This is a genomic window from Caballeronia sp. INML2 (assembly GCF_023631365.1).
Taxonomy (GTDB): Bacteria; Pseudomonadota; Gammaproteobacteria; order Burkholderiales; family Burkholderiaceae; genus Caballeronia; species Caballeronia turbans.
This window is the reverse complement of the sequence record NZ_JALQDH010000081.1, coordinates 35,323-60,485: the sequence shown is the minus strand read 5'-3', so window position 1 is coordinate 60,485 and position 25,163 is coordinate 35,323. Positions and strand designations below refer to the sequence as shown.

Sequence of the window (25,163 nt, the reverse complement as noted above, 5' to 3'; positions counted from 1 at the left end):
TGCCATACGATCATGAATTGCGTCGACGTGTGCCCCAAGGGGCTCAATCCGACCAAGGCGATCGGCAAGATCAAGGAGTTGATGGTGCGCCGCGCTGTCTGATATCCAGAGCGAATGAAGAGATGGCGCAGCCTCGAAAGAGGCTGCGCCATTTTTTTATACGCGAGAATTTGCCGCGCAGTGAAGTGATTGCATAGCTAACCAGCAAGACCAACAGACGACATTTCGATCTTGTAATGAGACTCTTGTCTCACTAGAATGAATCGGAAGAAATGGCGCACGCAAGGAGGCAATCATGACGCTGACCCCTGTGGAGATGGATCGGAAGATCGACGAGCATTTCGGCTTCGAACGACGCGACGATGTCGAAGGCGTGCTCGCGACGCTCACGGAAGATGTCGAGCACGATGTCGTCGGCTGGCCCGCGGGTCCGGCGCATGGACGCGAAGGCGCGCGGCCGTTCTATGAAACGTTGTTCGCCGATCTCTCGGAGAGCCGGGTCGAGTGTCTGCGCCGCCTTTATGGCGATGGCTTCGTCATCGACGAATCGCTGTGGCGCGGCAAGGCGCCCGGCAGACCGTTCGGGCTCGAAGGCCGTGGGCGCCCGCTCGAATTCCGCATGTTGCATGTCGTCGAGTTCAGCGAAAGCGGGCAGATCAGGCGCGAGAACGTGTGGGTCGATCTCGCGGCGATCATCGGCCAGTTGCCGCAGGCTTGATATGGCAGATCCGGTAACGAGGACGCGCGGCAATCAGAAGCAGCGCACGCGCAAGGATTTGCTGAACGCGGCATCGCGGCTGACGAAGCAAGGGCTCAGGCCGAGTCTGGAGGAGGTTGCCGCTGAGGCAATGGTCTCGCGCGCGACGGCGTATCGGCATTTCCCGAGGGTCGATGCGCTCATGCTGGAAGCATCGCTCGATGTCGACACGCCGGATGCGGACACGCTCTTTACTGCGCGCGCATCGGCTGATCCGGTCGCGCGACTGCTGCGTGTCGATGCCGCACTGCACGACATGATTCTCGCCAACGAAGTGCCGCTGCGCATGATGCTCGCGCATTCGCTCGAGCGCGCGGCGAAGGGCGATGCCGCAGAGGAAGTGCCGCTGCGGCAGAATCGCCGCACGCCGTTGATCGAGGCGGCGCTGGAGCCCGCGCACGATCAGTTCAAGGCCGCGGCGCTCGACACATTGACTCAGGCCCTCGCGCTCGTGATCGGCACCGAGGCGATGCTGGTCTGCAAGGATGTGCTGCAACTCGACGACGCACGCACGCGCAAGGTGAAACGCTGGGCGATTCGCGCGTTGGTGGACGCGGCGAGGCGAAGCAAAACGAACGAAGCAGGTATGTGATAATCCCAAAATTCGCGCCCGCCCGACCCAAAAGGTCGCCGACCCCTGCGCGCAAGGGCCTTTACCCTCGTGGCCCGCTTTCATCCCGCGATATTCCACCAGCAACCACGATGCCCACATACCGTTCCAAAACCTCCACCGCCGGCCGCAACATGGCGGGCGCGCGCTCGTTGTGGCGCGCCACCGGCATGAAAGACGAAGATTTCTCGAAGCCGATCATCGCCGTCGTCAACTCGTTCACCCAGTTCGTGCCGGGGCACGTGCATCTGAAAGACCTCGGGCAACTCGTCGCGCGCGAGATCGAGGCCGCGGGCGGCGTGGCGAAGGAGTTCAACACCATTGCCGTCGATGACGGTATCGCGATGGGTCATGACGGCATGCTGTATTCGCTGCCGAGCCGCGACATCATCGCCGATTCGGTGGAATACATGGTCAACGCGCATTGCGCCGATGCCATGGTCTGCATCTCGAACTGCGACAAGATCACCCCGGGCATGCTGATGGCCGCCATGCGCCTGAACATTCCCGTGATCTTCGTGTCCGGCGGGCCTATGGAAGCAGGCAAGACGCGCCTCGCGAATCCGAAGACGAAGGCCATCGAGCTGAAGAAGCTCGATCTCGTCGATGCCATGGTGATCGCCGCCGACTCGTCGTACTCCGACGCCGAAGTCGCCGAAGTCGAACGGTCCGCATGCCCGACGTGCGGTTCGTGCTCGGGCATGTTCACGGCCAACTCGATGAACTGCCTCACCGAAGCGCTCGGCCTCTCGCTGCCCGGCAACGGCACCGTGGTCGCGACGCACGCCGACCGCGAGCAGCTTTTCAAGCGCGCGGGACGCGGTATCGTCGAACTGGCGCGCCGTTACTACGAGCAGGAGGAAGCGCGCGTGCTGCCGCGCTCGGTCGGCTTCAAGGCCTTCGAAAACGCGATGACGCTCGATATCGCGATGGGCGGGTCGACCAACACCATCCTGCACTTGCTGGCCATTGCGCGCGAAGCCGAGATCGACTTCACGATGGCGGACATCGACCGCCTGTCGCGCACCGTGCCGCAACTGTGCAAGGTCGCGCCCAACACGAACAAGTACCACATCGAAGACGTGCATCGCGCGGGCGGCATCATGGCGATCCTGGGTGAACTCGATCGCGCGAGCAAATTGCACACCGACGTGCCGACCGTGCATGCGCCCACGCTGAAAGACGCGCTCGACCAGTGGGACGTCAAGCGCACCGAGGACGAAGCGGTCAAAACCTTCTACATGGCAGGCCCCGCCGGCGTTCCGACGCAAGTGGCGTTCAGCAGAACACGCGCTGGCCGAGTCTCGACACCGATCGCGCCGAAGGCTGCATCCGTTCTTACGAACATGCGTTCTCGAAGGAAGGCGGCCTCGCCGTGCTGAGAGGCAATATCGCGCTCGACGGCTGCGTCGTGAAGACCGCGGGCGTCGATGAAAGCATTCTCGTGTTCGAAGGCACGGCGCATGTCACCGAGTCGCAGGATGAAGCCGTGGAGAACATCCTGAACGACAAGGTCAAGGCCGGCGATGTCGTCATCGTCCGTTATGAAGGTCCGAAGGGCGGCCCGGGCATGCAGGAAATGCTCTACCCGACGAGCTACATCAAGTCGAAAGGTCTCGGCAAGGCATGCGCGCTCCTGACGGACGGCCGCTTCTCGGGCGGCACGTCGGGGCTTTCGATCGGCCATTGCTCGCCCGAAGCGGCGGCAGGCGGCGCGATCGGTCTCGTGCGCGACGGCGACAAGATCCGCATCGACATTCCCAATCGCACGATCGACGTGCTGCTTTCGGACGATGAACTCGCGCGCCGTCGCGAGGAACAGAACGCGAAAGGCTGGAAGCCCGCGAAGCAGCGTCCGCGCAAGGTGTCGGCGGCGCTGAAGGCGTATGCGAAGCTGGTGATGTCGGCGGACAAGGGCGCGGTGCGGGATTTGTCCTTGCTCGACGACTGAAGCGGCGCCACCCGCAAGTTGCGAAAGCCGCTCTTCGGAGCGGCTTTTTTTCGCGTCGTCGCAATCAGGCGCCCAGCAGCTTCGGCAACTCCAGCAACGTCCGATGCGCGCCGCCTTGCTCGACCGCGTCCGCATACGTCGCGCGAACAGCAGTGGCGATCGCATCGACCGCGTTCGTGTCCCCGGCCATCGTCACGTAGTAGCCGAGATCCTTGAGCGCATTGGACATGTGAAACGGCATGCCCGACGGATCGTCTTCCACGAGCGACGGACGCAGCCGCTCCAATGCCGCGCCGCCGCCACCGCCTTTCGCGAGGACATCGACGAAGGTTTGCGCATCGACACCCGCGCGCTTCGCGCAGGCCGCCGCTTCGGAAATCAGCGCGATCGTCCCGAGCGATACGAAGTTGTGCAGCAGCTTCATGCTGTGCCCCGCGCCGAGGCCGCCGACGAGCGTCACGTTCTCCGCATACGTACGCAACAGCGGCTCGATACGCGCGAACAATTCCGCCTCGGCGCCGACCAGCAGATTCAGGCGCCCTTCATGCGCTTCCTTCGCGGTGCGCGTCATCGGCGCATCGACGAACAGACCGCCCGCTTCCTTCACGAGCGATGCCATGCGCGCCGTCGATGCGGGTACGGCCGTCGAGCAGTCGATCACGATCGTTCCCGGCTGCAATCCCGCGAGCACGCCATCGGGCGCGGTCAACACCGCTTCGACTTCAGGCGATCCTGTCACGCAGAGAATGACGATGTCCGATTCGCGCGCGAGCGCCTCGCCGTTCGCGACGGTCTTCACGCCGCCCGCGCGCAGTTCGTCGAGTGGCTGATTGCCGGGATGCTCGACCACCGTAAGCGGATAGCCATGCTTCATCACATTGCGCGCGATGCCGTGCCCCATCAGGCCGATACCGATCATGCCGATTCGCTGCTTCATCCTGCCTCTCTTCGTCTTGTCGTGTTTGTGGAAAAAAGCTCAGCGGTTCACGAGCCGCTTCGGCAGCAGCATCGTCAGAACGATGCCGAGTACGAGGCAGCCTACCATCGAGAAAATCGGCAATGTCATGCCGCCCGAAGCCTGCTTCAGGAAGCCGACCACATACGGGCCGAAGAAGCCGCCGAGATTGCCGAACGCGCTGATCCATGCGATGCCGACCGCCGCCGCGGCCTGCCCGAGCACGGCCGTGGGCATGCTCCAGAAGAGCGGCGGAAACGACAGCAGTCCCGCGTTGGCGATGCACAGCGCGATCATGCCGAGCCACAAATTGTCATGCCAGAGCACGGACAGCGACAAGCCGACCGCGCCCATCAGAAGCAATGCCGCGACATGCATGCGCCGCTCGCCGCGCCTGTCCGCGCTGCGGCCGAAGGTCAACATCACGACGACGGCAACCGCGTTCGGCAACGCCGCGAGCGCGCCGATCGCGAAGTCGCCGGAGATGCCCATCGACTTGATCATCGTCGGCGCCCAGAAGGTGTAGCCATAGATGCCGAATACATCGAGAAAATAGATCAGGCAAAACGCCCACACGAGCCAGCTCGAGAAGAGGCCCTTGTGGTTCGATTCCGCCGTCACCGCGCGATCCTCGGCGAGCACGCGCGAGAGGAAGGCGCGATCGGCCTCGCTGTAGCGCGGGCTTTTCGTGACGTCGTCGTCGAGTCCCTTCCATGTGTAGACCGCCGCGAGAAACGCGGGCAAGGCTTCGACGATGAAGATCCACTTCCAGCCGGGCAACTGCATGAGGCCGTCGAAGTACTGCATGATGAAGCCCGTCAACGGCGAGCCGATGAGACCCGCGAGCGCGAGCGCCGCATAGAACATGCTGAGGATGCGCGCGCGGCGGTTACGCGGAAACGACTGGCCGATATAAAAGACGATCGCCGGAATGAAGCCGGCCTCCGCGACGCCGAGCAGGCAGCGCATCACGTAGAACTGCATCGGCGTGGCGACGAAGGCCGTCAGCCCCGACACGACGCCCCACGACAGGATGATGCGCGTGATCCATCTGCGCGCGCCCACGCGTTGCAGGATCATGTTGCTCGGCACTTCGAAAATCACATAGCCAAGAAAGAAGATGCCTGCGCCGAAGCCGAACACGGCATCGGAGAAGCCGAGCTGCTGCGCCATCTGCAATTTCGCGAAACTCACGTTCACGCGATCGATGTACGACGTGATGTACGCGAACATCAGAATCGGCAGGATTTGCAGAGCCAGGCGGCGGAAGATCCGGTCCGCCGTGGCCGCGTCGTGTGACGGGGCGGGCGATGCCGCGCCGGGCGGCATGTTGGTCGCATCGATTTCCACGTCTGTCTCCATGTATGTTTTTTTAAGCTCCGTCCTGCGCCGCCCGGATTCGTGGACGGAAGACGCGGCGGAACAGGGGAAATGTAGCGGCTGCCGAGCGCCGGTGATATGCGAAATCGCTGAAGCGGGCTTTCGAATAGTTCGAACACGCCCTTCGCGACACGGGCGTGCGCATCGGTCAGGGTTTTCCTGTATCCGGCCACGACGCGCCGATCGCGCCCGGATGCCATACTGCGCGGCAAGACTTTAAGGAGCGTCCGGTTTGTTCGATCTCACGTCGCTGGCTCTTTTTCTGCGCGCAGTCGAATTGGGCAGCCTGTCGAAGGCGGCGCAGCAATCGCATATGTCGCTGTCGACGGCGAGCCGGCGTATTGCGCTGCTCGAACATCACTTCCGCGTCGGGTTGCTGAACCGCACGTCGGCGGGTGTCGAGCCCACGCCCGCGGGCGAAGCGCTCGCGCGTCATGCCACCGAGCTGCTGCTCAAGACCGATGCGATCTACAGCGAGCTGTCCGACTACACCAAAGGCTCCGTCGGCCGCGTGCGCGTGTTCGCCAATATCTCGGCGATCAGCCAGGACTTGCCCGATCATCTGCGCGCGTTCTCGCAGCGGTATCAGGACATCAAGCTGCATATCAGCGAATTGCGCAGCATGGACATTCTTCAGGCGTTGCGTGAAGGGCGCGCGGATGTCGGCGTGGTGACTTCGCAGGTCGGCATGGAGGGCATTCGCCTCGCGCCGTACTGCGCGGACCGCATCAGCGTCGTCGTGCCGGAAGACCATGTTTTGCAGGGCGAGCAGATCGACTTCGCGGCGCTGCTCGAACACGATATCGTCGGCCTCGACGACAAGGCCGAAGTCACGCGAATGCTCGTCAAGGAAGCCGCGCTCGCGGGCCGCACGATCCGCTTTCGCGTGCAGGTGCAAAGCTTCGAGGCGATGTGCCGGCTCATCGCGGCGGGGCAGGGCGTCGGCGTGCTGCCCGAAGGCGCGGTGCGGCTCTTTCGCGAGCCGATGCATCTGCGCTTCATCCGCCTGACGAATCCCTGGGCCGAGCGCGTGATGTCGGTCGGGATTCGCGCCGGCGCCGCGCCTTTGCCCGCGCGCAAGCTGTTCGATTTCCTGAGCGCGTTCGCGCCCGCATCGCTGGTTGCGCCGGGCGGCGAACGTCCGGCCGGCTAAAGCCCCCTTGCGGATATTCGAAGACTCCCGTTTGCGGATTCGCACTTCCGCCGCGTGAGGGGGTCCGCTAGATTGCTCATCTGAATAGTCCGATGCCCGGACACGCACGCGTTCCGAGGGCGACAGAGACGAAGGAGACAACTAGGCTCTTGCCATGTGCAAGGTCTCCTCTCGTGCGCACGCCGGGCATGTCCGCGTCGAAATCGAGGAGACATAGCGCAATGGCAACAACGCATCACATCGCCGTCATTCCGGGCGACGGCATCGGCAAGGAAGTCATGGTCGAAGGCTTGCGCGTGCTGAAGGCGGTCGCGGCGCGCTATGACATCGCGCTCGACTTCGACGAATTCGCGTCGTGGTGCACCGAACACTACGTGCAGCACGGCACGATGATGCCCGCCGACTGGGCGAGGCAGATCGGCAAGCACGACGCCATCTTCTTCGGCGCGGTCGGCACGCCCGATGTCGTGCCGGACCACACGGCCGTGTGGGAATCGATCATCAGGATTCGCCGCGACTTCGATCAGTACGTGAACCTGCGCCCGGTGCGACTCATGCCAGGCGTGCCGTCGCCGCTCGCGCACCGCAAGCCCGGCGACATCGACTTTCTGGTCGTGCGCGAGAACACCGAAGGCGAGTATTCGTCGGTCGGCGGACGCATGTTCGAAGGCACCGACCGCGAGTTCGCGACGCAGCAGGCGGTGTTTACGCGCACGGGCGTCGATCGCATTCTCGACTTCGCCTTTCAGCTCGCCCAAAGCCGCCCGAAAAAGCAGCTGACCGCCGCGACCAAATCGAACGGCATCTCTATCACGATGCCGTACTGGGACGAGCGCCTCGCGGAAGCGGCGAAGCGCTATCCGGACATCGAGACGCGCAAGTTTCATATCGACATTCTGTGCGCGCATTTCGTGCAGCATCCCGATCGTTTCGATGTGGTCGTCGCGTCCAATCTCTTCGGCGACATTCTTTCGGACCTCGGGCCTGCGTGCACCGGCACCATCGGCATCGCGCCTTCGGCCAACCTGAATCCGGAGCGGCGCTTTCCGTCGCTCTTCGAGCCGGTGCACGGCTCCGCGCCGGATATCGCGGGCAAGGGCATCGCCAATCCGATCGGGCAAATCTGGTCGGCGGCGCTGATGCTGCAGCATCTCGGCCGTGGCGAGGCGCGCTATGAAGCGGCGGCGAAGACCATCGTCTCGGCCATCGAAACCGTGCTCGAAAGCGGTCCGCGCACGCCGGACATGGGCGGCGCGGCGAACACCATCGAAGTCGGCACGGCGATCGCCGCAGCCGTCACCGAACACGCACTGATCACGGAGTAAGCATGGAATATCGTCACTTCATCGGCAACGCATGGCGCGCGGGCGACAACGGCGAATCGCTCGATGTCATCGACCCCAGCACGGGCGAGCCGTTCGCGGCGATCGCGCGCGGCAATGCCGCCGATGTCGACCGCGCTGTCGCCGCCGCACGCGACGCAATGGGCGAGGCGCTCGACGGTCCGTGGGCGAAGCGCTCGCCGGTCGAGCGCGCGAATCTGCTGTTCGCGTATGCAGCGGCGGTGCTGGAGAACGCCGACGAACTCGCGCGGCTCGAAGCGCGCGACACCGGCAAGGCGCTCAAGACCGCGCGCACCGACGCGGCCGTGCTCGCGCGCTATCTGCAGTACTACGCCGGCTGCGTCGACAAGCTGCATGGCGAGACGCTGCCCTATACGACGGGCTTCACGGTGCTGACGGTGCGCGAGCCGATCGGCGTGACGGGGCACATCATCCCGTGGAATTACCCGATGCAGATCTATGGCCGCAGCGTCGGCGCATCGCTCGCGGCGGGCAACGCGTGCGTGATCAAGCCGGCGGAAGACGCCAGCCTGTCGATCCTGCGTCTCGCCGAAATCGCCGCCGACATCGGCTTTCCGGCGGGCGCGATCAACGTCGTCACGGGTCTGGGCAGCGAAGCGGGCGCGGCGTTGTCGGCGAACGGCGGCATCGGCCATATTTCGTTCACCGGCTCGAGCGCGACGGGCGCGCTGGTCGGACGCACGGCGGCGGAGCGTCATTGCCCGAGCGTGCTCGAACTCGGCGGCAAGTCGCCGCAACTCCTGTTCGACGATGCCGATCTCGACGAAGCCTTGCCCGTGATTCTCAACGCGATCATCCAGAACGCCGGGCAGACGTGCTCGGCGGGCAGCCGCCTGCTGGTTCAGCGCGGCATCTACGAGACGGTGATCGAACGTCTGACGCAGCGTTTCGAAGGGCTGCGCTCCGGCCCGCCCGCGATGGACCTCGACATGGGCCCGCTCGTCAACGCCAAGCAGCAGGCGCGCGTGCGCAGCATGGTCGAGCAGGCAGAGGCCGAAGGCATTCGCGTGGCGGCGCGCGGCAGGATCGTCGTGGAGGCGTCGCGCAACGGCTTTTTCCAGGAGGCGGTCCTGTTCCGCGACGTGCCGCCGCAAAGCCGCCTCGCGCAAGAAGAAGTTTTCGGGCCGGTGCTCGCGGCGATGCCCTTCGACGATGAAGCCGAAGCCGTGAAGCTCGCCAACGGGACGCATTACGGCCTCGTCGCGGGCGTGTGGACGCGCGACGGCTCGCGTGGCTTGCGTCTCGCGCGCAAGCTGCAGGCGGGGCAGGTCTTCGTGAACAACTACGGCGCGGGCGGCGGCGTCGAGTTGCCGTTCGGCGGCGTGAAGGCGAGCGGCCACGGACGCGAGAAGGGCTTCGAGGCGCTCTATGGTTTCACGAGTCTGAAGACCATCGCGATCAGGCACGGCTGAGTCTCGCGCGGCCTCACATCATCATGGCGACTCTCAACATCATCGGCGCGGGGCGCGTCGGCGCGACGCTCGGCAATCTGATCGTCGCGAACCGCGTGCTCGATATCGGCGACGTATGCGACAGCGATATCGCGCATGCGCGTGACGCGGTCGATTTCATCGGCGCGGGCCGCGCGCTCGACGACATCGCCGCGATGCACCCCGCCGATATCTGGCTGCTGTCGGTGCCCGACATGCGCATCGCGGAAGTGGCGCAATCGCTCGCGGGGCATCGCAGGGACGACGGGCCGTCGATTGCGGTGCATTGCAGCGGCGCGCTCGACACGGACACGCTCGCGCCCTTGCGCGCGCTCGGCTGGAATGTCGCGAGCGCGCATCCGATGCTGAGCTTCGCCAATCCCGGCACGGCCGTGTTTCAGTTCGAAGGCACGCCGTGCGGTCTCGAAGGCGACCGGGCCGCGCGTGCCGCATGGAGCGAGATTCTCGCGGCCATCGGCGCGCGCTGTTTCGATATCGAGCCGGGCAGCAAGGCGCTCTATCACGCGGCGGCGGTCGTCGCGTCGAACTTTCTGCCGATACTCGCGGCGATGTCCGTCGAGATGTGGCAGGCGGCGGGCATTCCGCAGCCGCTCATCGAGGACATGATGCATACGCTGTCGCGCAATGCGGCCGCGAACATCGTCGCGCTCGGGCCGAAGGATGCGTTGACGGGCCCGGCCGCGCGCGGCGATCGCGCGGTCGTCGAAGCGCAGTCGCAGGCTATCGGCGCGTGGGACGCGGTATCGCGGGACGCGTATGACGCGCTCTCGACGCTCGCGATGCGGCTCGCGCAAACGGGCAAAGTGCGCGAGGCATAAGGCTTACGCTCGACAGCGCGCTGTCGAGCGCCGATCTGCGCGAACTCGCGCGCCGCACGCTGCCGCGCTTCGTGTTCGAGTTCATCGACGGCGGCGCGGAAGACGAGATCACGCTCGCGGCGAATCGCGCGGCGTTCGAACGCCGCGCGCTCGAGCCTCGAATCGCTGCATGCGGTGCGTCGCGCGCTCGGGCCGGGCACGGAATTGCTCATCGATTCGGGCATCCGGCGCGGCGTCGATATCGTAAAGGCGGTGGCGCTCGGCGCGCAGGCGGCGGCGATCGCGCGTCCCGTGCTGTTCGGCGCGGCCATCGGCGGCGACCAAGGCGCGCTCTGCGCCATCGACATCCTGCTCGATGAAGCAAAACGCGCGATGACGCTGTGCGGCACGCCGAGCGTCGATGCGATCCGCGCGGGCGATGTGATCGCTTCGTCACGTCCCGTTGCCTTCGAAACATAGACGCGACGTCGCCAGAAGGATTGGGCTCGTCGTTCCTTCAGAGACACCGCTCTTTCGCCCGAAACCGCTTAAACCGCGAAGTCCGTCGAGCTTGACAGCGCCTTCCAGCTTTCCGTTTCCGCCGCGACATACGCGTTCTTTTCCGCTATAGCCTTCAGCGTGTCGGTGCCGAGCGCGAGACGCAGCGGCGGTGTTTGCGCATCGGCGAGCGTGACGAGCGCGGTCGCGAGCTTCTCGGGATCGCCCGGCTGATTGTGATTCATGCCGGCAGCGAAGCGCCGCACGTTGCCCGAAGTCGCATCGTAGTCGTCGATGATTTCCTTGCCGACGAGAAGCGACGACGCATCCAGAAAGTCCGTGCGAAAGTAGCCCGGCTCGACGACGGTCGCGTGAATGCCGAGCGGCTTCAACTCCGCATGCAACGCTTCGGTGATGCCTTCGACGGCGAACTTCGTCGAGCTATAGACGCCGAAGCCCGCTGCCGCGCGATAACCGCCGATCGACGACATGTTCATGACATGCCCGCCGCGCTGCTTGCGCATGACGGGCAGCACGGCGCGCGTCACGTTGAGCAGGCCGAAGACGTTGGTGTCGTACATGCGGCGCACATCGGCATCGCTCGATTCTTCGACGGCCGCGAGCAGCCCGAAGCCCGCATTGTTGATCAGCACATCGATACGGCCGAACTTCGCGACGGCGGCTTCGACGGCCGCCTTGGCCTGCGCTTCGCTCGTGACGTCGAGCGCGACCGGCAGCAGGGCGGGCGATTCGCCGAGACGCTCGACGATCGCTTCGACATTGCGGCCCGCGGCGACGACCGCGTTGCCGTCGTCGAGCGCCGCGCGGGCGATCAGCGCGCCGAGGCCGCGCGACGCGCCCGTGACGAACCAGACCCGCTTGTATTGCTGTTGAATGGCGTTGCTCATGATGTGCTCCGTTGTGCCGGTGGTGAAGGTGAAACGAAGCATAGGACGTCCGATTCGCACGAACTAGCCGTCGAACGCTAGACTGATAATCAACCTGAATTTGCGAATCGAGGCGCTTCATGAACGAGGTCCGCGCGATTTCGATCTTCGTGCGCGCCGCCACGCTCGGCAATTTGCGGCGTGCGGCCATTGATCAGGGGATTTCGCCGCAAGCCGCGAGTCACGCGGTGATGCAGCTCGAAAAGTCGCTGGGCGTGCGCCTGTTTCATCGCACGACGCGCAAGCTCTCGCTGACCGAGGAAGGGCAGCGGCTCCTGCAAAGTGTCGAGCCGGCGCTCGCAATGCTCACATCGGCCATTGCGGATGCGAGGAGCGCGAAGGAAGTCATCGCCGGTCCGTTGCGCATCAGCGCGCCGAAAGCGCTCGCGCGCGCGTTGTGGCCGTCGGTGCTGGCGTTCGCGCGGCTTTATCCGGAAGTCGGACTCGACGTGCGTTTCGACGACCATTTCACCGATCTCGTGGAAGAACGCGCCGATGTCGGATTGCGTGGCGGCTCGCCGCCCTCAGGCGGCGCGATTGCACGGCGGCTCGTGCCGATCCAGCTGATCGTGTGCGCGTCGCCCGCGTATATCGAACGATATGGCACGCCGCGTACCGTCGACGATCTATCCTCGCATCGTTGCACCGGTTATCGGCGTGCGAACACCGGCAAGCAGGCGCCGTGGGAATTCATGATCGGCGATGAAATCGTCTACCGCGAGGTCGCGGCGGCGCTTTGCGCGAACGATATCGATGCGGAAACCGACGCGGTGCTCGCCGGTGTCGCGATCGGCCAGCTCGGGAGTTTTTCGGCGGTGACGCATATCCGCGAAGGGCGGCTCGTGCCCTTGCTCACGCGGCATCTGACACAGCGCGAATCGATTTATATCTACTACCGGCATCGGACGGAGCAACCGTTGCGCGTGCGAACGTTCATTGACTTCATGATCGAAAAGCTCGCGGACAACGGCGATTTCTTCCTGTCGCCCGCCGAATTGCGCGCGTATGCGAAATGAACGGCCCGAATCCCTGCGATCTCGCGAACCCGCGACTAGAATTCATCGTGCCTTCGTTTCACCCAAGCCCTTCAAGCCAATCAAGCCAACCTGGAGCCAAGCGATGAAAACGATCAATGCGCTCAGATTTGCCGCCGTTGCATCAGCGATTGCCTTCTCCGTCAACGTGTGGTCACAGACCAGCGATGCGGCCTCGACTCAGTCCGCTACGCCGTCGGCGAGCGCCGGAACCTCGAAATCCGCGGCCCGCAAGGCCAATCGGGCGCTCAGCAAGAAGGTGTCCCAGGCGCTGCAGAAAGGCGGCGTCGAATTGAACGGCATCAACGTGATCGCGAAGAACGGCGCAATCACGCTCGCCGGACATGCCGCGGATGCGGAGCAGATCGACAAGGCCGCTTCGATCGCGAAGGGCGTGAGCGGCGTCACGTCCGTGAAGAATGTTCTGACGATTCAGGAAGGCGGGCAGTAGGCGCTCGCACGCGAGCACGACGAAACGCGTGTGCTCGCGCGTGTCATGAACTCGTTCGCTGACGTTCACGAGCCGGAGCGCCAGCGCCTGCCGTTTCGCGAATCGCTGCTCGCGATGCTCGGCATCGCCTTCGTCACGATGCTGGTCGCGCTCGATCAGACCATCGTCGGCACCGCAATGCCGCGCATCATCGCCGAGCGGAAGGGCTCCGATCTGTACGCGTGGGTCGCGACCTCGTACATGCTCGCCTCCGTCATCACGATTCCGATTTTCGGGCGGCTCGGTGACCTCTACGGGCGCAAGCTCTTTTGCTCGCGGCCATCGTGCTGCTCACGCTGGCGTCCGTGTTATGCGGATCCGCGCGCAGCATGCTGTTTCCCGTCATTGCACGCGGTGTGCAGGGCATCGGCGGCGGTATCCTGCTCGGCACGGTATTCGCCGCCGTCGCCGATCTCTTTCCCGATCCGAAGCTGCGTTTTTGCGCTGGCTCGTGCTCGTCACGTCGACATTCGGCGCTCGGCACCGCGATCACGGGCGCGCTGCTCGGGCATTTCTACGAAACGTGCATCGTCCGCTGGATTCGTATCAGGCGACGCAGTGGCTCAAATCGTTCGCGAGCCCCGATTTGCTGATCGACCGTGCGGAAGAGTCAGCGCTGATCGAACGGCTTGTAGCTGCAGGCCAGCCGGGCGACGCGATGATGCACTCGGCGCGCATGGCGCTCGTCGCGTCGATTCACGTCGGGCTTGTCGTGGCCGCGATGGCGGCGTTCGTCGGCTTGTGTCTCGCGTGGTTCGTGCCCGCGGTGCGAGTCGTGTACGGCGATGCGAAACAGCAGGGCGTTTGATGCCTGGTCGCCGTGAGCCTTGCACGGTCAGCGTTTTCGCCTTTCGTCACCGAGCGCTTTGACGATCATTTTGGTCGGCGCACTGGTGGCGAGCCGCTGAATTTCCGAAACGTGGACCCAGCGGCACCGCGAGATTTCATTGCTCGCGCGCGGCTTCGCGCGTTTCGGCACATCGCAGAAAAAGACGTGATGATGCTTCTGCCTTCCGCGATGCTGGAACAGAAATTTAGCCGATTTGCCCGCAAGACGCGTTTCCTCCTTGAGTTCGCGCAGTGCGGCATCCGGCAAATCCTCGCCCCGTTTGAGCATGCCGCCGGGCAGCGCCCATTTGGTGCGACGTCGCGCAACCAGCAAAATCCGGTTGCCCTTTCGACAGATGACCGTGGCTCGCTTCCTCAAGCTGGCTCCGAATATGTGATTCTGTTCGTTTGAATCTGCAGGCGCGTCCAAGTGTACCCAACAGCTTTTTTGTTGTGGAGCGTTCCTTGACAGCGGCATTTCCCGTATTGCGAATCCAGCAAGACATGTTCCGCTTTTCGTGCCTTGTTTTGGGGCAAGCGCGGCGGCGGGTATGCATGTTGCATGGGGATGGTACTGCGTAACGGGAAACGATCATGGCTTCGAATGGCAGCGCGCGCGCGAGGAGCGAAACAGCAGAATCTAAATTCGGTGAACTGGCATCGCCGTTGGTCGAAGAGGCGCTGCGGCATGCGTCCACGCTCGACGGGAACGCGGACCCCGAGGTGCTGCACAAGCTGCGCGTCGCGTTGCGACGGCTTCGCACATTGTTCTGGGCTTACAGCCCCTTGCTGGAAGACGAATTCGACACGCATCAGCGCGCGTTGCTCAAGTATCTGGCGACGTCGGCGGGCAGGGCGCGCGACTGGGATATTTTGCTGAAGCTGCTGGACGAACTCCATGTGGAAGGGCTCGACGACTCCGTGAAGGCGCGTCGTGCGGCGGTGCTCGCGACCAGCATCGAAACGACTGCGAACGCGGACGTAAAGCATGTGTTGCTGACGGGCGTGAAGGAGGCGAATCAGCAGCTCAACACGGGGCATAGTCGCGTGCCGGTCGAACGGTTTGCAAAGAAGCGGATCGGCGCGGCGCGCGGTCAGTTGAAAAAGCGCATCAAGCGGGCGCTGCGCGCGAAGCGATCCGACTATGCCGCTTATCACGAAGTGCGCAAGGCCGGAAAGAAGGTGCGCTATCTGCTCGAATTTTTCGGGGATGTCTCGCCCGGCATGCGTGACAGTGTGAAGAGCCTTAAGCGGCTGCAAAAGCGTTTCGGCGCGTTGAACGACGTGGTCGCGAGTCGCGGTCTGCTTTCCGGCTCGGAAGGCGCGTTTCCCGATGACGTCGATACCAAGCCGGCGATACGGGCACTCAAAAGCGAGCAGAAGCATCGCTTCAAGCCCGCGAGAAAGGCGATACGCTGACGGCGGCGCCGTCGCGGGCGCGGGTCGCCTGTCGATCGCAAAGATGTCACACTGGCCGCATCAAATGATCGCTCACTTCACGGAGCAGCATCATGGCGCGCAACGAATACGTTCTTTTCAAGGGCACGGTCACGCTCGCGTGCCCTATCTCCGGAATTACAAGGGCGATCCGCACTATGTGATCGTCGGCGAAGATACGAATGGCAAGCCGTTCAATATCGTCACCAATGTGAAATCGGACAGCTCACTGACGGGGCCGGCGGGCTATCTCGTGCTGTATCTCTGGAATCAATACTTCGATCACCCGATGACCGCCGATCTCGTCCGGCTGCCTGCCGGTGTCGCCACGTCGAACTTCCCGAAGCTCGATTATGTGCATGACACGCGTCTCCTGGATCTCGGCGCGATGCGTCCGATCCCGCTCGATACCAAAGACGAGCACAACGATATCAATGCGCTTCTCAACGAGATGCTGCAACTCGACATGTCGGCCGACGGCGTCGACTATGTCTACAAGACGCCCGCTTATAGCGACGATCGCCTCGGATGGAAACCCGCGAAAGACGTCACCGTCTACGGCTTCGGCTTTCTGTTCGAACCGGGGAAAGACGGCTTGCACGAAACACACATGAATCAGGGCAACCCGAAGCGGGGCAAGGGCAGCCCGGTCAAGGACCACTCGAACGAGAACGGCGTGTTTCAGGACGGCGCGGTGATGGTCGAAGTGGACGGCAAGTTCCAGGCGCTTTTCGTCGCGTTTCAGACGCAGCTCGTGCCGACCGATAATCGCGGCCGTCCGATACCGGGGCAGTCTCATCCGATATTGGATGGCACGAAGTGATTGCATGAAGCGCTTCGCGGGCCCAGGCTACCGGCGCCGTCTTCGTCCCATGCGGAAAGCCGCCTCAACGCGCCAAACAGGTGCCGCCTGCTATGCATTGCAGAAACCCTTGTTTGTCCAAACGTTTTTGACAGCCTAGAGTCGAGTCATCCGTGCATTCGAGGAGGCGTACCATGCCGCACTTCCTGACTCAATATTGGCAGGCGCTGTCGGCGCCGGCCGGGCGCGTGCGTAAGCACTTCACGAAAGAAGGGGCGGCACACGAGGCGCACGCCGTCAGCGAAACTACGCGCGCGGAACAGCTCGAGCACATTTCCGCTTATGCACGCGCGGGCTATTTCAACATGGGCTATACCGTCGATGCGTTTCAGCTGCCCGGCGAGCCGCCGCTGCACTGAAACGAAGCGGAAAAGCTGCGCGCCATGCGCAGCTTCGTCATCCGCAAGTCAATGCGGCACGAGCGCGACGCGTCGGTCCACTTCATGGTAGTCGTCCGCACGCGCCGCGCCGAACGCCAGCGCGAAGCCCGACGCCTGCCGCCCCACGGTGCGGAGTTGCTCGACGACCTTCGGATCGGAGCAAGTATCCGCGGATTCGAAACGCGTCTCCAGCGTGTTGATCGTTGCGCCGAAAGGCGTCGGCCAGCCGCGCAACGCGTGCACGATCGAGCGCAGCGACGTGAGCACCGTGCCCGCCGCCTGCCATCCATACGCCGTGACGATACTGCCGACCGCGCGTCCGTCGAGATAGGGGCGCTCGTCGAGCCGTAGCTCCTCCAGCGTATCGAGCGCATTCTTGACGAGGCCCGAGATGCCGCCGTGATAGCCGGGCGTCGCGATGATGAGCGCATCCGCCGCGCGCACGGCCTCGATGAGTTCGTGTTGCTCATCGGTGAGTTCGCGCGATTCCGGTGCGTAGTGCGGCAGGCTGTGTAAAAACGCGCCGCCGAAGAGTTGCACGCTCGCGCCGCTCTCCTGCGCACCGCGCAATGCGAACGCGAGTGCCCGTTCGGTCGATGATTGAGGCCGCGTCGTGCCGCCGATGCCGACCACCCGTGGACCGCGCGATGAATTGAATCGAGACAAGATCGATACTCCGTGAAAATGGGCTGTCAGAAGAATGTGCCGTTCGGTAACGCCGCGCGGTGCGAGGCAATGGCGCGGATGTTGCGCCGGTGACGGTCGAGCGCGAGTTCGTCGATGGGCACTTTCGAGCGCGCCGAAGTGTCGAGCGTGTGAGTCGTGGACATGAAGCACTTCGTGCGAAGAAAAGAAGCCTATCTTCGCCGCGCGTGCATTCGTGACGAACCGATCATTTCAGCGATGCTTTTGAATGAATCGATGCTTTGAATAGCTGTGTATGTGCAAAGCCCATTCATTTGCTTAGCAAGGTAAATTGGTTTGTGCCCGGGACCATCGCGCATATGATTTCGCGTTGCAAGACTTCATGTTCATCCGAATCATTCATGACACATCGACCTGCTCCGACCGATATCGCCATTCATCCGCTCATCGCGGGACGATGGAGCCCGCGCGCTTATGCGGATCGCGCGGTCGCGCATGCGCAGGTGGTCGCGTTGCTGGAAGCGGCGCGCTGGGCGCCGTCGGCTTATAACGTGCAGCCCTGGCGCTTTGTCGTGTTCGAGAAGGCGCACGATCCCGACGCCTTCGCGCGCGCATTCGCATTGCTCGTGCCGTTCAATCAGTCATGGAATGCGAATGCGCAAGTGTTGATCGCGGTGCTCGCGGACACACTGAATGCGAAGGGCGAAGTCAACGTGAGCGCAGCCTACGATGCGGGCGCCGCCGCGATGGCGCTGCTGCTCCAGGCGCACGCGCAAGGACTCGCCGCCCACGCGATGGGCGGATTCGATGCAAGCGGCCTCAAAGAGGCGTTCGCGATTCCGGAGCGATTCACGCCGCTCTCCGTGATTTCCGTTGCGCATCACGGCGACGCCCGCGCGCTGCCTGCGTCGCTGGCCGAGCGTGAGCGCGCGCCGCGTGCGCGCCTGTCGCTCGAAGATATCGCGCAATTCGGCGGGTGGCGCGATCCGCGTTGATCGGCTATCGGAATTACTTTGTCACACGCATCGATAGACCGTTCAGCAGCCGTTGCAGATCGTCGATGTTGAAAGGCTTCGCGAGGATCGCAAAGCCCGTGCGGCGCGCCTCGTCGAGTTGATCGGCGTAGCCCGTCATCAGCGTGACCGGCTGCGTCGGGCGCGTCGCCTTGATCCATTCCGCGAGCCTGATGCCGTCATAGTTGCCGGGCATCTGGATGTCCGAGAGCACGAGATCGAACGCGTTGCCCGCTTCGAGCATCTGCTTCGCGGCATCGCCCGAAGCTGCGTGGCGCGCCTGCCAGCCGAGCACATCGAGCACTGCGCACAGGCCCGCCGCGACTTCCTCGTTGTCTTCCACGAGGAGCACGGTCGACGAAAGCGCAGTGTGTTCGATCGCCTCGACGTGCGGCGCGTCCGCAAGCGCTTCGGCTTCTCCGGTCCAGTGCGGCAGATAGATGTCGATGGTCGTCCCGAAGCCCCATGCCGAGTTCACGCGCGCGGTGCCGCCCGCCTGCTCCGTCATCGCCAGCACTTGCGCGAGGCCGAGCCCCGTGCCGGCGCCTGCGCCCTTGGTCGTGAAAAGCGGCTCGAACGCCTGCCTCGCGACATCGGGCCGCATGCCGATGCCGCTGTCCCTGCACGAGATCACGACATATTCGCCCGCGCCGAGGCCGTCGTGCGTGTCCGCGTAGCGCACGTTGCTGCAATCGATCCGGAACTCGCCGCCATTGGGCATCGCGTCTTTCGCGTTCACGGCGATGTTGATGAGCGCCGATGTCAGCTCCGTCGCATCGACGCGCACGGGCCACGTCGTATCCGGCGCGCGCGTGCCGAACGTCACCTTGTCGCCCACCGACGCGCGCACGAGCGGCTCCAGTTCCGCCATCCATCGGTCGAGCCGTATGACCTGCATCTGCAACGGCTGACGGCGCGCGACGCTCAGCAGTCGGCGCGCGAGCGACTGCGCATTGGTCGCTGCGCGCTCGACCGCGGTGACTTCTTTCTCGAGGCCATTGAAGCCCTTGCGCCGCGCCATCTCCATGTTGGCCGTGACGACCATCAACAGGTTATTGAAATCGTGCGCGACGCTCGCGACCAGATTGCCGAGCGCGCCCATGCGCTGCAAACGGCGCGTCGCGGCGATGGCCGAGCGGCGCAGCGAGAGCTCGCCGCGCCAGTTGTGCCACGCCGCTTCTTCGGCCTTCAGGCGGCGCAGCGAAAAGCCGATCAGCAGCCACAGCGCAATGCACGGTATCAGCGCGATCGACGCAATCGATACATCTCGCCGCCACCATGCGAGGCGTATGTCGCGGATGGCGAAGCCCGCGGCGGCATAGACCGGAAAGTCGCCGACGCGCCGCCAGGCGGCGAGCTTCTCGTCGTTGTCGAGCGGCGACAGGTAACGCATGAGGCCCGTGGGCTTGCCTTGCGCGAATGCGTCGGCGAGCACGAGATGACGATCGGGGGGATTCCGCACGGACGGCGGCGGATAACGCGCGAGCACGGCGCCGTCGGCGCGATGCAGCGCGAGCGTGAGCGCGGAATCGCTCGTGGCGAGCTCGCGATAGAAGCCGATCAGATAATCGCGCCGCACCGCGATCGAGATCTCGCCGAGAAAGCGCCCGTCCTTCGCAAATCGCGCGCTCAGCGTATCGATGATGTCGGTGTTCTTCACGCGCCCGCGCTCGGGCATGGAGACATAGAACGTCGCGCGCGAGTCGCGCGTTGCGATGAAATCGGCGCGATCGCCGATGGACACATTGGGCGCCGGAAAAAGGCGGCTGCTGAGAACGAGCCTGCCGCGACTGTCGAGCACGGACAGCGCGGCGATCTGCGCGTGGCTCTGTGCGAGACGGGCGAGCTTGTCGTGCAGTTCGGACTCGCTGCGTGCGATGAAGTCCTCGTCGCCACTGCCGAGCATGTCTTCGATGCGTGAAATCAGCTCGCGGTTGATGCTCAAAACGGTGTTCGCTTTTTCGTCGATGACGCGCGCCAGCCGTTCGAGCGACTGGCCCGTTTCGCTGAGCGCGCGTTCATACGTGTAGTAACCGTACAGACAGAAAAACGCGAGCGGGATGACGATCGACGCGACGAGCGCAGCGAAGAGCCGCCTGCGCGCCGCGCGAAAGTCGAGCGGAGGAAGCGAAGGCAAGACCTCTGCCGTGCCGAGTCCGGGGTGGTCTTCTGATTCGTTCATGACGCTGTGTGAGACGTGCGCGAGCGCCGGCGCGGACGTCGTCGGACGGATGCAGGATGCCCTTTTCGATGGTAGCACGCACGTCCGCGAGCGCCGCGCACGGTCGTGCGCCGGGCGAAGCCGGATCGGGCCGAAGTTGCGCTGTGGTATAAGCACGCATGCGCGCGCCGGCTTGCGGCGCGCACCGAACGTAACAGGAGCATGCAGTGAGAAGGACCGCCGAAAACAAGCTGAAGGTGGTCGCAGTGCGGGTCGATCCACAATTCGAGCAACGGCTGCGACTCTTGGCGGAAGTAACGGGGCGCAAGCAATCGTTCTTCCTCCAGCAGATGATCGAGAACGGCATCGGCGCCATGGAAGAGACCTGGCTGCCGCCCGCCGTCCTCGAACAGGTGAGAAGCGGCGCATTGCCGCCGCTGCAGGATCGCGTCGCGACCGCGGACCTGTTCGGCGATCAGGTCGATGAATAGTCCATGAGTAAGCGATGAGCGCGACGATCGAGTGCCGCTTCATTACGCCCGAGGCGACATGCGGCAACGAGGTGCTGGCGCGCATCGTGTTCGGCGAAGCGAGCGGCCGGCCGTGCATCGAAAACGGCGTGCCCACGCTGCGCCTCGCAATGTGCGACGACGCCCGTGACGGCTTCGCCGAAATCTGGACGAGCGCCGGACCGATCCGCAGCGGATGCATCAACGATCTCGTCTTCGCGCACAACGACGAGTTCCTGTTTTGCGCGGGTTTCCTCCCCGTTTCCGACCGATACACCGACGCCACGCGCGAGACCTATGGCGATGCGTTCGCGCTCGTCGGCGAATTGAACTTCCCGAAGATCTTCCGCATGTGGAACTTCATTCCGCACATCAACGGGGCGAATCGGGAAGGGCTCGAGGTGTATCGCGATTTTTGCCGCGGGCGTGCCGTCGCCTTCGAGCAGGACTATGCGAATGCGTCGGGCATGCCGGCGGCGACGGGCATCGGCACATGGGGCGATGGCGTCGGTTTCTATTTTCTGGCGTGCCGCGAAAGTCCGATTCGGCATATCGAGAACTCACGCCAGACGCCCGCGTATGAGTATCCGCAACGTTACGGCCCCAAGTCGCCGAGCTTCGCCCGGGCCACGCAATTGCGCGACACGCTCTTCGTATCCGGCACGGCCAGCATTCTCGGCCACGAGACCGCTCACGTGGGCGATCTCGAGAAGCAGTGGAGCGTCGCGACCGGCAACATCGCGCACCTGATCGGCGGGGAGAGTCTGGAAAAGCAGGGTGTGCATAACGGTTATACGCTGCGCGATCTCGACCAGATCAAGGTGTACTACCGGCATCCTGCGGATTTGCCGCGCGTGATGAAGCTGGCGCAGACTGCGTTTCATCCCGATGCGAGCGTGCGTTATCTGAACGTCGACATTTGCCGCGCCGATCTGCTCGTCGAGATCGAGGGGATCGCGTCACATCGGCATCGCTCAGACTGACGCCGATTGCCGCAGGGTTTTCACGAGCAGGCTGTGCAGGCTGTCGACGGCCTTCGAGCCGCGCGAATCGCGGCTGCGATACACCGCGACTTCCATCGGTTCGAGCGGCCCCAGGCCTTCTTCACGGCCCAGTATCCGCAGATGTTCCGGCGCGCTGCATTGCGTCAGCGCCGCCACGGCCAGGCCGCTTTCGACGGCGGCGATCTGCCCGGCGAGACTCGAACTGTTGTAGACCACCTTGTATCGGCGCCCCTGTTGCGCGAGCGAATGAATCGCGCTGCGCCGCGCGAGGCTCGTGCTCTCGTAGACGGCAATCGGCATTGGATCGCGCCGCCATAACTCGAACTGCGCGGCGCCGACCCAGACCATCGGCTCATGAAAGAGCGACGTGCCGCGCCGGCCATGATCGCGCGACACGAGTGCAAGATCGAGCTCGCCATGGGCGATACGCGGAATGAGCGAAGTCGATTGCTCGCAGATCAGCTCGATTTCGACGCCGCTGTGCCGCGGCGCAAAGCGTTTGAGCACGGGCGTCAGATACTTTGCGGCGTAGTCGTCGGGTACGCCGAGCCGCACGCGGCCGGTGAGTTGCTCGCCCTGAAGCGCGACCTGAGCTTCGGCGTGCAAATCGAGGATGCGGCGCGCATAACCGAGCAGCGTCTGCCCGTCGTGAGTCAGTGCGAGCGTGCGCGAGCCGCGCTCGACGAGTCGCAGCCCCAGCGCGTTTTCGAGCTTCTTCAACTGCATGCTCACCGCCGATTGCGAGCGGTGCACTTCACTGGCCGCGCTCGACAGCGACCCCGCGTCGACGACGGCGACGAAGCATTTAAGCCAGTCGGTTTGCAGATCGTGGTGTTTCATCGTGTTCAGGCGGCTTTCGAAAATCGAATGGATTAAGTTCGAATTATGCGCTTTTCGTTCGATCCGTCGCGGCACACACTGCGGACATGGACACGAATTCATCATCTCATCGGGCGGCGGCACGCATCGTTGCGCGCGGCGAAGGAGGCCGCGCAGCAGGCGCGTGGCCGTTTCTGGCCGGCTGCGCGCTGCTCGGCACGATCGGCGTTTTCTTGCACGAGGCCAGGGCTGACCCGCTGACCGCGACGTGGTTTCGCTGCGCGTTCGGACTCGTCTGCATGAGCGCGTGGGTGATTCTGCGCGGGCAAGCGCGCTTTCTGCTTCTCACGCGGGCGAACGGACCGTGGGTGCTGAGCGCCAGCGCGTTGATGGTGCTGAGCTGGGCCTTGTTCTTCGGCGCGGTCGAGCGAATATCGGCGGGCGTCGCGATCGTGCTGTTCCATGTCCAGCCGATGTGGGTGCTGATGTTCGCCTCGTTATGGCTGAAAGAAGCGATCGGCGGGCAGCGCGTCGTCGCGGTGTCGGTTGCGATGTGCGGGCTGGTGCTGGCGACGGGCATCGTCGAGCACACGGCGGGCGGCGCGCTTCAGCCGCAATACTGGATGGGCGTTGCTGCGTGTCTGGCGGGCTCGCTGTGCATGGCGTGCGTGACCATCATCGCCACACGCCTGCGCGATATGCCCGCCGGCATTCTTGCGTGGTGGCAGTGCGCCGTCGGCACGATGCTGCTGTGGCTCTCGCCGATGCAGCATGGCTGGCCCGCGTGGGGCATGTCGTGGGCGTGGCTGGCGGGCCTTGGGCTGATTCATACGGGCCTCGCGTATACGCTGATGTATATCGGCATGGCGCGGCTTCATACGGCGCGTATCGCCGTGTTTCAGTTCGTTTATCCGGCGCTTGCCATCGTCATCGACTGGCTGGTTCTCGATCAGCGTTTGAGCGGCGTGCAGATCGCGGGCATCGCGTTGATGTCGGCGGCGATCTGGTTTGCGGAGCGCGGGCGGCGTGGGTGACGCAGCGGTGACCGGTGTGCGATGTTCAGGGAGATCATCCGGCCTGCTCCCGAGCTTTTTGGCGGCGACTGACCGCGCACGCTTCGTTCAATGCGTGCCTGGAAGAAGCCGCCCGCGTCCCGCCTTCCGCGATCGCTCCAGCATGAACTCGATGAACGCCAGCGTCGCGCGCGTGTGATGCCGGTTCGGCATATACAGCATGTACATGTGCGTGCCGAAAATGCTGAGCCGCCATTCATCGAGCGCCGTCACGACCTCGCCGCGCCGCATGTCTTCCGCCATGACGTAATCCGGCACGATCCCGACGCCCAGGCCCGCGAGAATCGCATCGCGCAGGAACAGAAAGTTCTCCGAGATCAGGCTCGGCTCCAGCAGCACTTCGTGACGCTCGTCGTCGAGATAGGCGGCGACGCGCGTCTGTTTGCCAACGACCGTCGCGGTAATCACCGGCGCGACGCCCAAGTCTTCGAGGCGCGTCGGCATGCCGTGCGCATCCGCATAAGCGGACGATGCGCACGCGACGTACCGCACCGGCCCCATGTCGCGCGCGACGAGACTCGGCGGGGGCTCCGGCATCACGCGCACGGCGATGTCGACTTCATCGCGCAACAGATCCTCCACGCGATTCTCGAACATCACATCGAGCACGATATCCGGATACTCGCGCTTGAACGCGATCAGCCATTCCGACATCACGAGCTGCCCATAACCGCTCGGCACCGACAGGCGCACGCGTCCCTGCAATCTCTGCCCGAGCATCGACACCGATTCCTGCGCCGCGAGCAGCGCATTCCGGATCGACCTGCCATGCTCATACAACTCGAGGCCGAGTTCGGTCGGCTCCACACGGCGCGTGGTGCGCCGCACGAGCTGCAAGCCGACCGACTTTTCGAGCTGATTCAGGTGATAGCTGACATTGGCGCGGCTCATTTTCAGGCGCCGCGCCGCTTCGCTGAGATTGCCCGCATCGAGGATTTCGACCAGCAGCGTAAGTTCGTTGACGTCCACGGCCCAACCAATTGTCAAAAGCGATTTGACAGTCTGTCAACCGTCGCTGTCATTGTCAAGGAAGCTTGTCCCCGCG

At 64.0% G+C, this 25,163-nt stretch carries 25 protein-coding genes and 4 pseudogenes; 20 read left to right on the top strand and 9 right to left on the bottom strand.

Annotated elements, in window-relative coordinates:
* The 4 genes and pseudogenes from sdhB to ilvD form a co-directional block, all read left to right on the top strand.
* Positions 1–102, top strand: a pseudogene (gene sdhB / locus NCT32_RS28320) (succinate dehydrogenase iron-sulfur subunit); the annotation flags it as partial.
* A gap of 193 nt (positions 103–295) precedes the next feature.
* Positions 296–718, top strand: a complete 423-nt coding sequence (locus tag NCT32_RS28315; RefSeq protein ID WP_250490765.1) for an ester cyclase — start codon at positions 296–298, stop codon at positions 716–718.
* Position 719: 1 nt separating this feature from the next.
* Positions 720–1,349: a TetR/AcrR family transcriptional regulator gene (locus NCT32_RS28310; protein ID WP_250490764.1), complete on the top strand. Its 630-nt coding sequence runs from the start codon at positions 720–722 to the stop codon at positions 1,347–1,349.
* Positions 1,350–1,459: 110 nt separating this feature from the next.
* Positions 1,460–3,318: pseudogene (ilvD, locus tag NCT32_RS28305) on the top strand (dihydroxy-acid dehydratase).
* A gap of 64 nt (positions 3,319–3,382) precedes the next feature.
* On the opposite strand, the gene NCT32_RS28300 reads toward ilvD, so the two are convergent.
* Both NCT32_RS28300 and NCT32_RS28295 read right to left on the bottom strand, forming a co-directional pair.
* Positions 3,383–4,255 (bottom strand): NAD(P)-dependent oxidoreductase, encoded by an 873-nt coding sequence (locus tag NCT32_RS28300; protein ID WP_250490763.1) that lies wholly within the window; start codon positions 4,253–4,255, stop codon positions 3,383–3,385.
* Between the two features lie 39 nt (positions 4,256–4,294).
* The gene (locus NCT32_RS28295) at positions 4,295–5,623 is read right to left on the bottom strand and encodes an MFS transporter (protein WP_250490762.1); all 1,329 of its coding nucleotides are present in this window, start codon (positions 5,621–5,623) and stop codon (positions 4,295–4,297) included.
* Between the two features lie 262 nt (positions 5,624–5,885).
* On the opposite strand from NCT32_RS28295, the gene NCT32_RS28290 reads away from it, so the two are divergent.
* From NCT32_RS28290 to NCT32_RS28270, 5 genes are all read left to right on the top strand, one after another.
* Entirely contained in the window at positions 5,886–6,806 is a 921-nt protein-coding gene (locus NCT32_RS28290; protein WP_061121185.1) for a LysR family transcriptional regulator, read from the top strand.
* 221 nt (positions 6,807–7,027) lie between these two features.
* Positions 7,028–8,131: a tartrate dehydrogenase gene (locus NCT32_RS28285; RefSeq protein ID WP_250490761.1), complete on the top strand. Its 1,104-nt coding sequence runs from the start codon at positions 7,028–7,030 to the stop codon at positions 8,129–8,131.
* A gap of 2 nt (positions 8,132–8,133) precedes the next feature.
* On the top strand, positions 8,134–9,582 hold the full coding sequence (locus NCT32_RS28280) for an aldehyde dehydrogenase family protein (protein ID WP_250490760.1): 1,449 nt from the start codon (positions 8,134–8,136) through the stop codon (positions 9,580–9,582).
* Between the two features lie 23 nt (positions 9,583–9,605).
* Entirely contained in the window at positions 9,606–10,439 is an 834-nt protein-coding gene (locus NCT32_RS28275; protein WP_250490759.1) for a Rossmann-like and DUF2520 domain-containing protein, read from the top strand.
* Positions 10,440–10,613: 174 nt separating this feature from the next.
* Complete coding sequence (locus NCT32_RS28270) at positions 10,614–10,898, top strand: alpha-hydroxy-acid oxidizing protein (RefSeq protein ID WP_250490758.1); 285 nt, start codon at positions 10,614–10,616, stop codon at positions 10,896–10,898.
* Positions 10,899–10,966: 68 nt separating this feature from the next.
* Here NCT32_RS28270 and NCT32_RS28265 read toward each other — a convergent pair whose 3' ends face one another.
* Positions 10,967–11,824: an oxidoreductase gene (locus NCT32_RS28265; RefSeq protein WP_250490757.1), complete on the bottom strand. Its 858-nt coding sequence runs from the start codon at positions 11,822–11,824 to the stop codon at positions 10,967–10,969.
* A 119-nt stretch (positions 11,825–11,943) separates the two neighbouring features.
* On the opposite strand from NCT32_RS28265, the gene NCT32_RS28260 reads away from it, so the two are divergent.
* From NCT32_RS28260 to NCT32_RS28245, 4 genes and pseudogenes are all read left to right on the top strand, one after another.
* Positions 11,944–12,879: a LysR family transcriptional regulator gene (locus tag NCT32_RS28260; RefSeq protein WP_250490756.1), complete on the top strand. Its 936-nt coding sequence runs from the start codon at positions 11,944–11,946 to the stop codon at positions 12,877–12,879.
* 103 nt (positions 12,880–12,982) lie between these two features.
* Positions 12,983–13,348, top strand: a complete 366-nt coding sequence (locus tag NCT32_RS28255; RefSeq protein WP_061121191.1) for a BON domain-containing protein — start codon at positions 12,983–12,985, stop codon at positions 13,346–13,348.
* A 45-nt stretch (positions 13,349–13,393) separates the two neighbouring features.
* Positions 13,394–13,862, top strand: a pseudogene (locus tag NCT32_RS28250) (MFS transporter); the annotation flags it as partial.
* Positions 13,863–13,910: 48 nt separating this feature from the next.
* On the top strand, positions 13,911–14,195 hold the full coding sequence (locus NCT32_RS28245) for a hypothetical protein (protein WP_250490768.1): 285 nt from the start codon (positions 13,911–13,913) through the stop codon (positions 14,193–14,195).
* A 27-nt stretch (positions 14,196–14,222) separates the two neighbouring features.
* Here NCT32_RS28245 and NCT32_RS28240 read toward each other — a convergent pair whose 3' ends face one another.
* Complete coding sequence (locus NCT32_RS28240; RefSeq protein WP_061121194.1) at positions 14,223–14,594, bottom strand: NUDIX hydrolase; 372 nt, start codon at positions 14,592–14,594, stop codon at positions 14,223–14,225.
* A gap of 215 nt (positions 14,595–14,809) precedes the next feature.
* On the opposite strand from NCT32_RS28240, the gene NCT32_RS28235 reads away from it, so the two are divergent.
* From NCT32_RS28235 to NCT32_RS28225, 3 genes and pseudogenes are all read left to right on the top strand, one after another.
* A complete protein-coding gene (locus NCT32_RS28235; protein ID WP_250490755.1) occupies positions 14,810–15,634 on the top strand; it encodes a CHAD domain-containing protein in 825 nt (274 codons plus the stop codon).
* 92 nt (positions 15,635–15,726) lie between these two features.
* Positions 15,727–16,475 (top strand): annotated as a pseudogene (locus tag NCT32_RS28230) (DUF2278 family protein).
* Positions 16,476–16,648: 173 nt separating this feature from the next.
* A complete protein-coding gene (locus NCT32_RS28225; protein ID WP_061121196.1) occupies positions 16,649–16,873 on the top strand; it encodes a hypothetical protein in 225 nt (74 codons plus the stop codon).
* 48 nt (positions 16,874–16,921) lie between these two features.
* On the opposite strand, the gene NCT32_RS28220 is transcribed toward NCT32_RS28225, so the two are convergent.
* Positions 16,922–17,560, bottom strand: a complete 639-nt coding sequence (locus NCT32_RS28220) for an NADPH-dependent FMN reductase (RefSeq protein ID WP_250490754.1) — start codon at positions 17,558–17,560, stop codon at positions 16,922–16,924.
* A gap of 26 nt (positions 17,561–17,586) precedes the next feature.
* Complete coding sequence (locus tag NCT32_RS28215) at positions 17,587–17,724, bottom strand: hypothetical protein (RefSeq protein WP_250490753.1); 138 nt, start codon at positions 17,722–17,724, stop codon at positions 17,587–17,589.
* Between the two features lie 216 nt (positions 17,725–17,940).
* Here NCT32_RS28215 and NCT32_RS28210 point away from each other — a divergent pair, with 216 nt between their 5' ends.
* Complete coding sequence (locus NCT32_RS28210) at positions 17,941–18,534, top strand: nitroreductase family protein (RefSeq protein WP_061121198.1); 594 nt, start codon at positions 17,941–17,943, stop codon at positions 18,532–18,534.
* A 13-nt stretch (positions 18,535–18,547) separates the two neighbouring features.
* Here NCT32_RS28210 and NCT32_RS28205 read toward each other — a convergent pair whose 3' ends face one another.
* Entirely contained in the window at positions 18,548–20,734 is a 2,187-nt protein-coding gene (locus NCT32_RS28205; RefSeq protein ID WP_250490752.1) for a hybrid sensor histidine kinase/response regulator, read from the bottom strand.
* Between the two features lie 206 nt (positions 20,735–20,940).
* Here NCT32_RS28205 and NCT32_RS28200 point away from each other — a divergent pair, with 206 nt between their 5' ends.
* Together NCT32_RS28200 and NCT32_RS28195 are read left to right on the top strand one after the other, a co-directional pair.
* Complete coding sequence (locus NCT32_RS28200; protein WP_250490751.1) at positions 20,941–21,204, top strand: hypothetical protein; 264 nt, start codon at positions 20,941–20,943, stop codon at positions 21,202–21,204.
* Between the two features lie 14 nt (positions 21,205–21,218).
* Positions 21,219–22,205 carry an FkbO/Hyg5 family chorismatase gene (locus tag NCT32_RS28195; RefSeq protein WP_250490750.1) on the top strand — a complete coding sequence of 329 codons (987 nt, stop codon included), beginning with the start codon at positions 21,219–21,221 and terminating at the stop codon, positions 22,203–22,205.
* On the opposite strand, the gene NCT32_RS28190 is transcribed toward NCT32_RS28195, so the two are convergent.
* Positions 22,197–23,066, bottom strand: a complete 870-nt coding sequence (locus NCT32_RS28190) for a LysR family transcriptional regulator (protein ID WP_061121228.1) — start codon at positions 23,064–23,066, stop codon at positions 22,197–22,199. The genes NCT32_RS28195 and NCT32_RS28190 overlap by 9 nt on opposite strands.
* A gap of 86 nt (positions 23,067–23,152) precedes the next feature.
* On the opposite strand from NCT32_RS28190, the gene NCT32_RS28185 reads away from it, so the two are divergent.
* Positions 23,153–24,079 carry a DMT family transporter gene (locus NCT32_RS28185; RefSeq protein WP_250490749.1) on the top strand — a complete coding sequence of 309 codons (927 nt, stop codon included), beginning with the start codon at positions 23,153–23,155 and terminating at the stop codon, positions 24,077–24,079.
* 87 nt (positions 24,080–24,166) lie between these two features.
* Here NCT32_RS28185 and NCT32_RS28180 read toward each other — a convergent pair whose 3' ends face one another.
* Positions 24,167–25,087, bottom strand: a complete 921-nt coding sequence (locus tag NCT32_RS28180) for a LysR family transcriptional regulator (RefSeq protein WP_250490748.1) — start codon at positions 25,085–25,087, stop codon at positions 24,167–24,169.
* Between the last annotated feature and the right edge of the window lie 76 nt (positions 25,088–25,163).

Excerpts from the sequence above, each read along its gene's own strand:
- NCT32_RS28310 (WP_250490764.1), top strand. The coding sequence starts at position 720 with ATGGCAGATCCGGTAACGAGGACGCGCGGCAATCAGAAGCAGCGCACG.
- NCT32_RS28185 (WP_250490749.1), top strand. The coding sequence starts at position 23,153 with ATGGACACGAATTCATCATCTCATCGGGCGGCGGCACGCATCGTTGCG.
- NCT32_RS28285 (WP_250490761.1), top strand. The coding sequence starts at position 7,028 with ATGGCAACAACGCATCACATCGCCGTCATTCCGGGCGACGGCATCGGC.
- NCT32_RS28265 (WP_250490757.1), bottom strand. The coding sequence starts at position 11,824 with ATGAGCAACGCCATTCAACAGCAATACAAGCGGGTCTGGTTCGTCACG.
- NCT32_RS28235 (WP_250490755.1), top strand. The coding sequence starts at position 14,810 with ATGGCTTCGAATGGCAGCGCGCGCGCGAGGAGCGAAACAGCAGAATCT.
- NCT32_RS28195 (WP_250490750.1), top strand. The coding sequence starts at position 21,219 with ATGAGCGCGACGATCGAGTGCCGCTTCATTACGCCCGAGGCGACATGC.
- NCT32_RS28315 (WP_250490765.1), top strand. The coding sequence starts at position 296 with ATGACGCTGACCCCTGTGGAGATGGATCGGAAGATCGACGAGCATTTC.
- NCT32_RS28275 (WP_250490759.1), top strand. The coding sequence starts at position 9,606 with ATGGCGACTCTCAACATCATCGGCGCGGGGCGCGTCGGCGCGACGCTC.
- NCT32_RS28205 (WP_250490752.1), bottom strand. The coding sequence starts at position 20,734 with ATGAACGAATCAGAAGACCACCCCGGACTCGGCACGGCAGAGGTCTTG.
- NCT32_RS28215 (WP_250490753.1), bottom strand. The coding sequence starts at position 17,724 with ATGTCCACGACTCACACGCTCGACACTTCGGCGCGCTCGAAAGTGCCC.
- NCT32_RS28260 (WP_250490756.1), top strand. The coding sequence starts at position 11,944 with ATGAACGAGGTCCGCGCGATTTCGATCTTCGTGCGCGCCGCCACGCTC.
- NCT32_RS28280 (WP_250490760.1), top strand. The coding sequence starts at position 8,134 with ATGGAATATCGTCACTTCATCGGCAACGCATGGCGCGCGGGCGACAAC.
- NCT32_RS28190 (WP_061121228.1), bottom strand. The coding sequence starts at position 23,066 with ATGAAACACCACGATCTGCAAACCGACTGGCTTAAATGCTTCGTCGCC.
- NCT32_RS28300 (WP_250490763.1), bottom strand. The coding sequence starts at position 4,255 with ATGAAGCAGCGAATCGGCATGATCGGTATCGGCCTGATGGGGCACGGC.
- NCT32_RS28225 (WP_061121196.1), top strand. The coding sequence starts at position 16,649 with ATGCCGCACTTCCTGACTCAATATTGGCAGGCGCTGTCGGCGCCGGCC.
- NCT32_RS28255 (WP_061121191.1), top strand. The coding sequence starts at position 12,983 with ATGAAAACGATCAATGCGCTCAGATTTGCCGCCGTTGCATCAGCGATT.
- NCT32_RS28210 (WP_061121198.1), top strand. The coding sequence starts at position 17,941 with ATGACACATCGACCTGCTCCGACCGATATCGCCATTCATCCGCTCATC.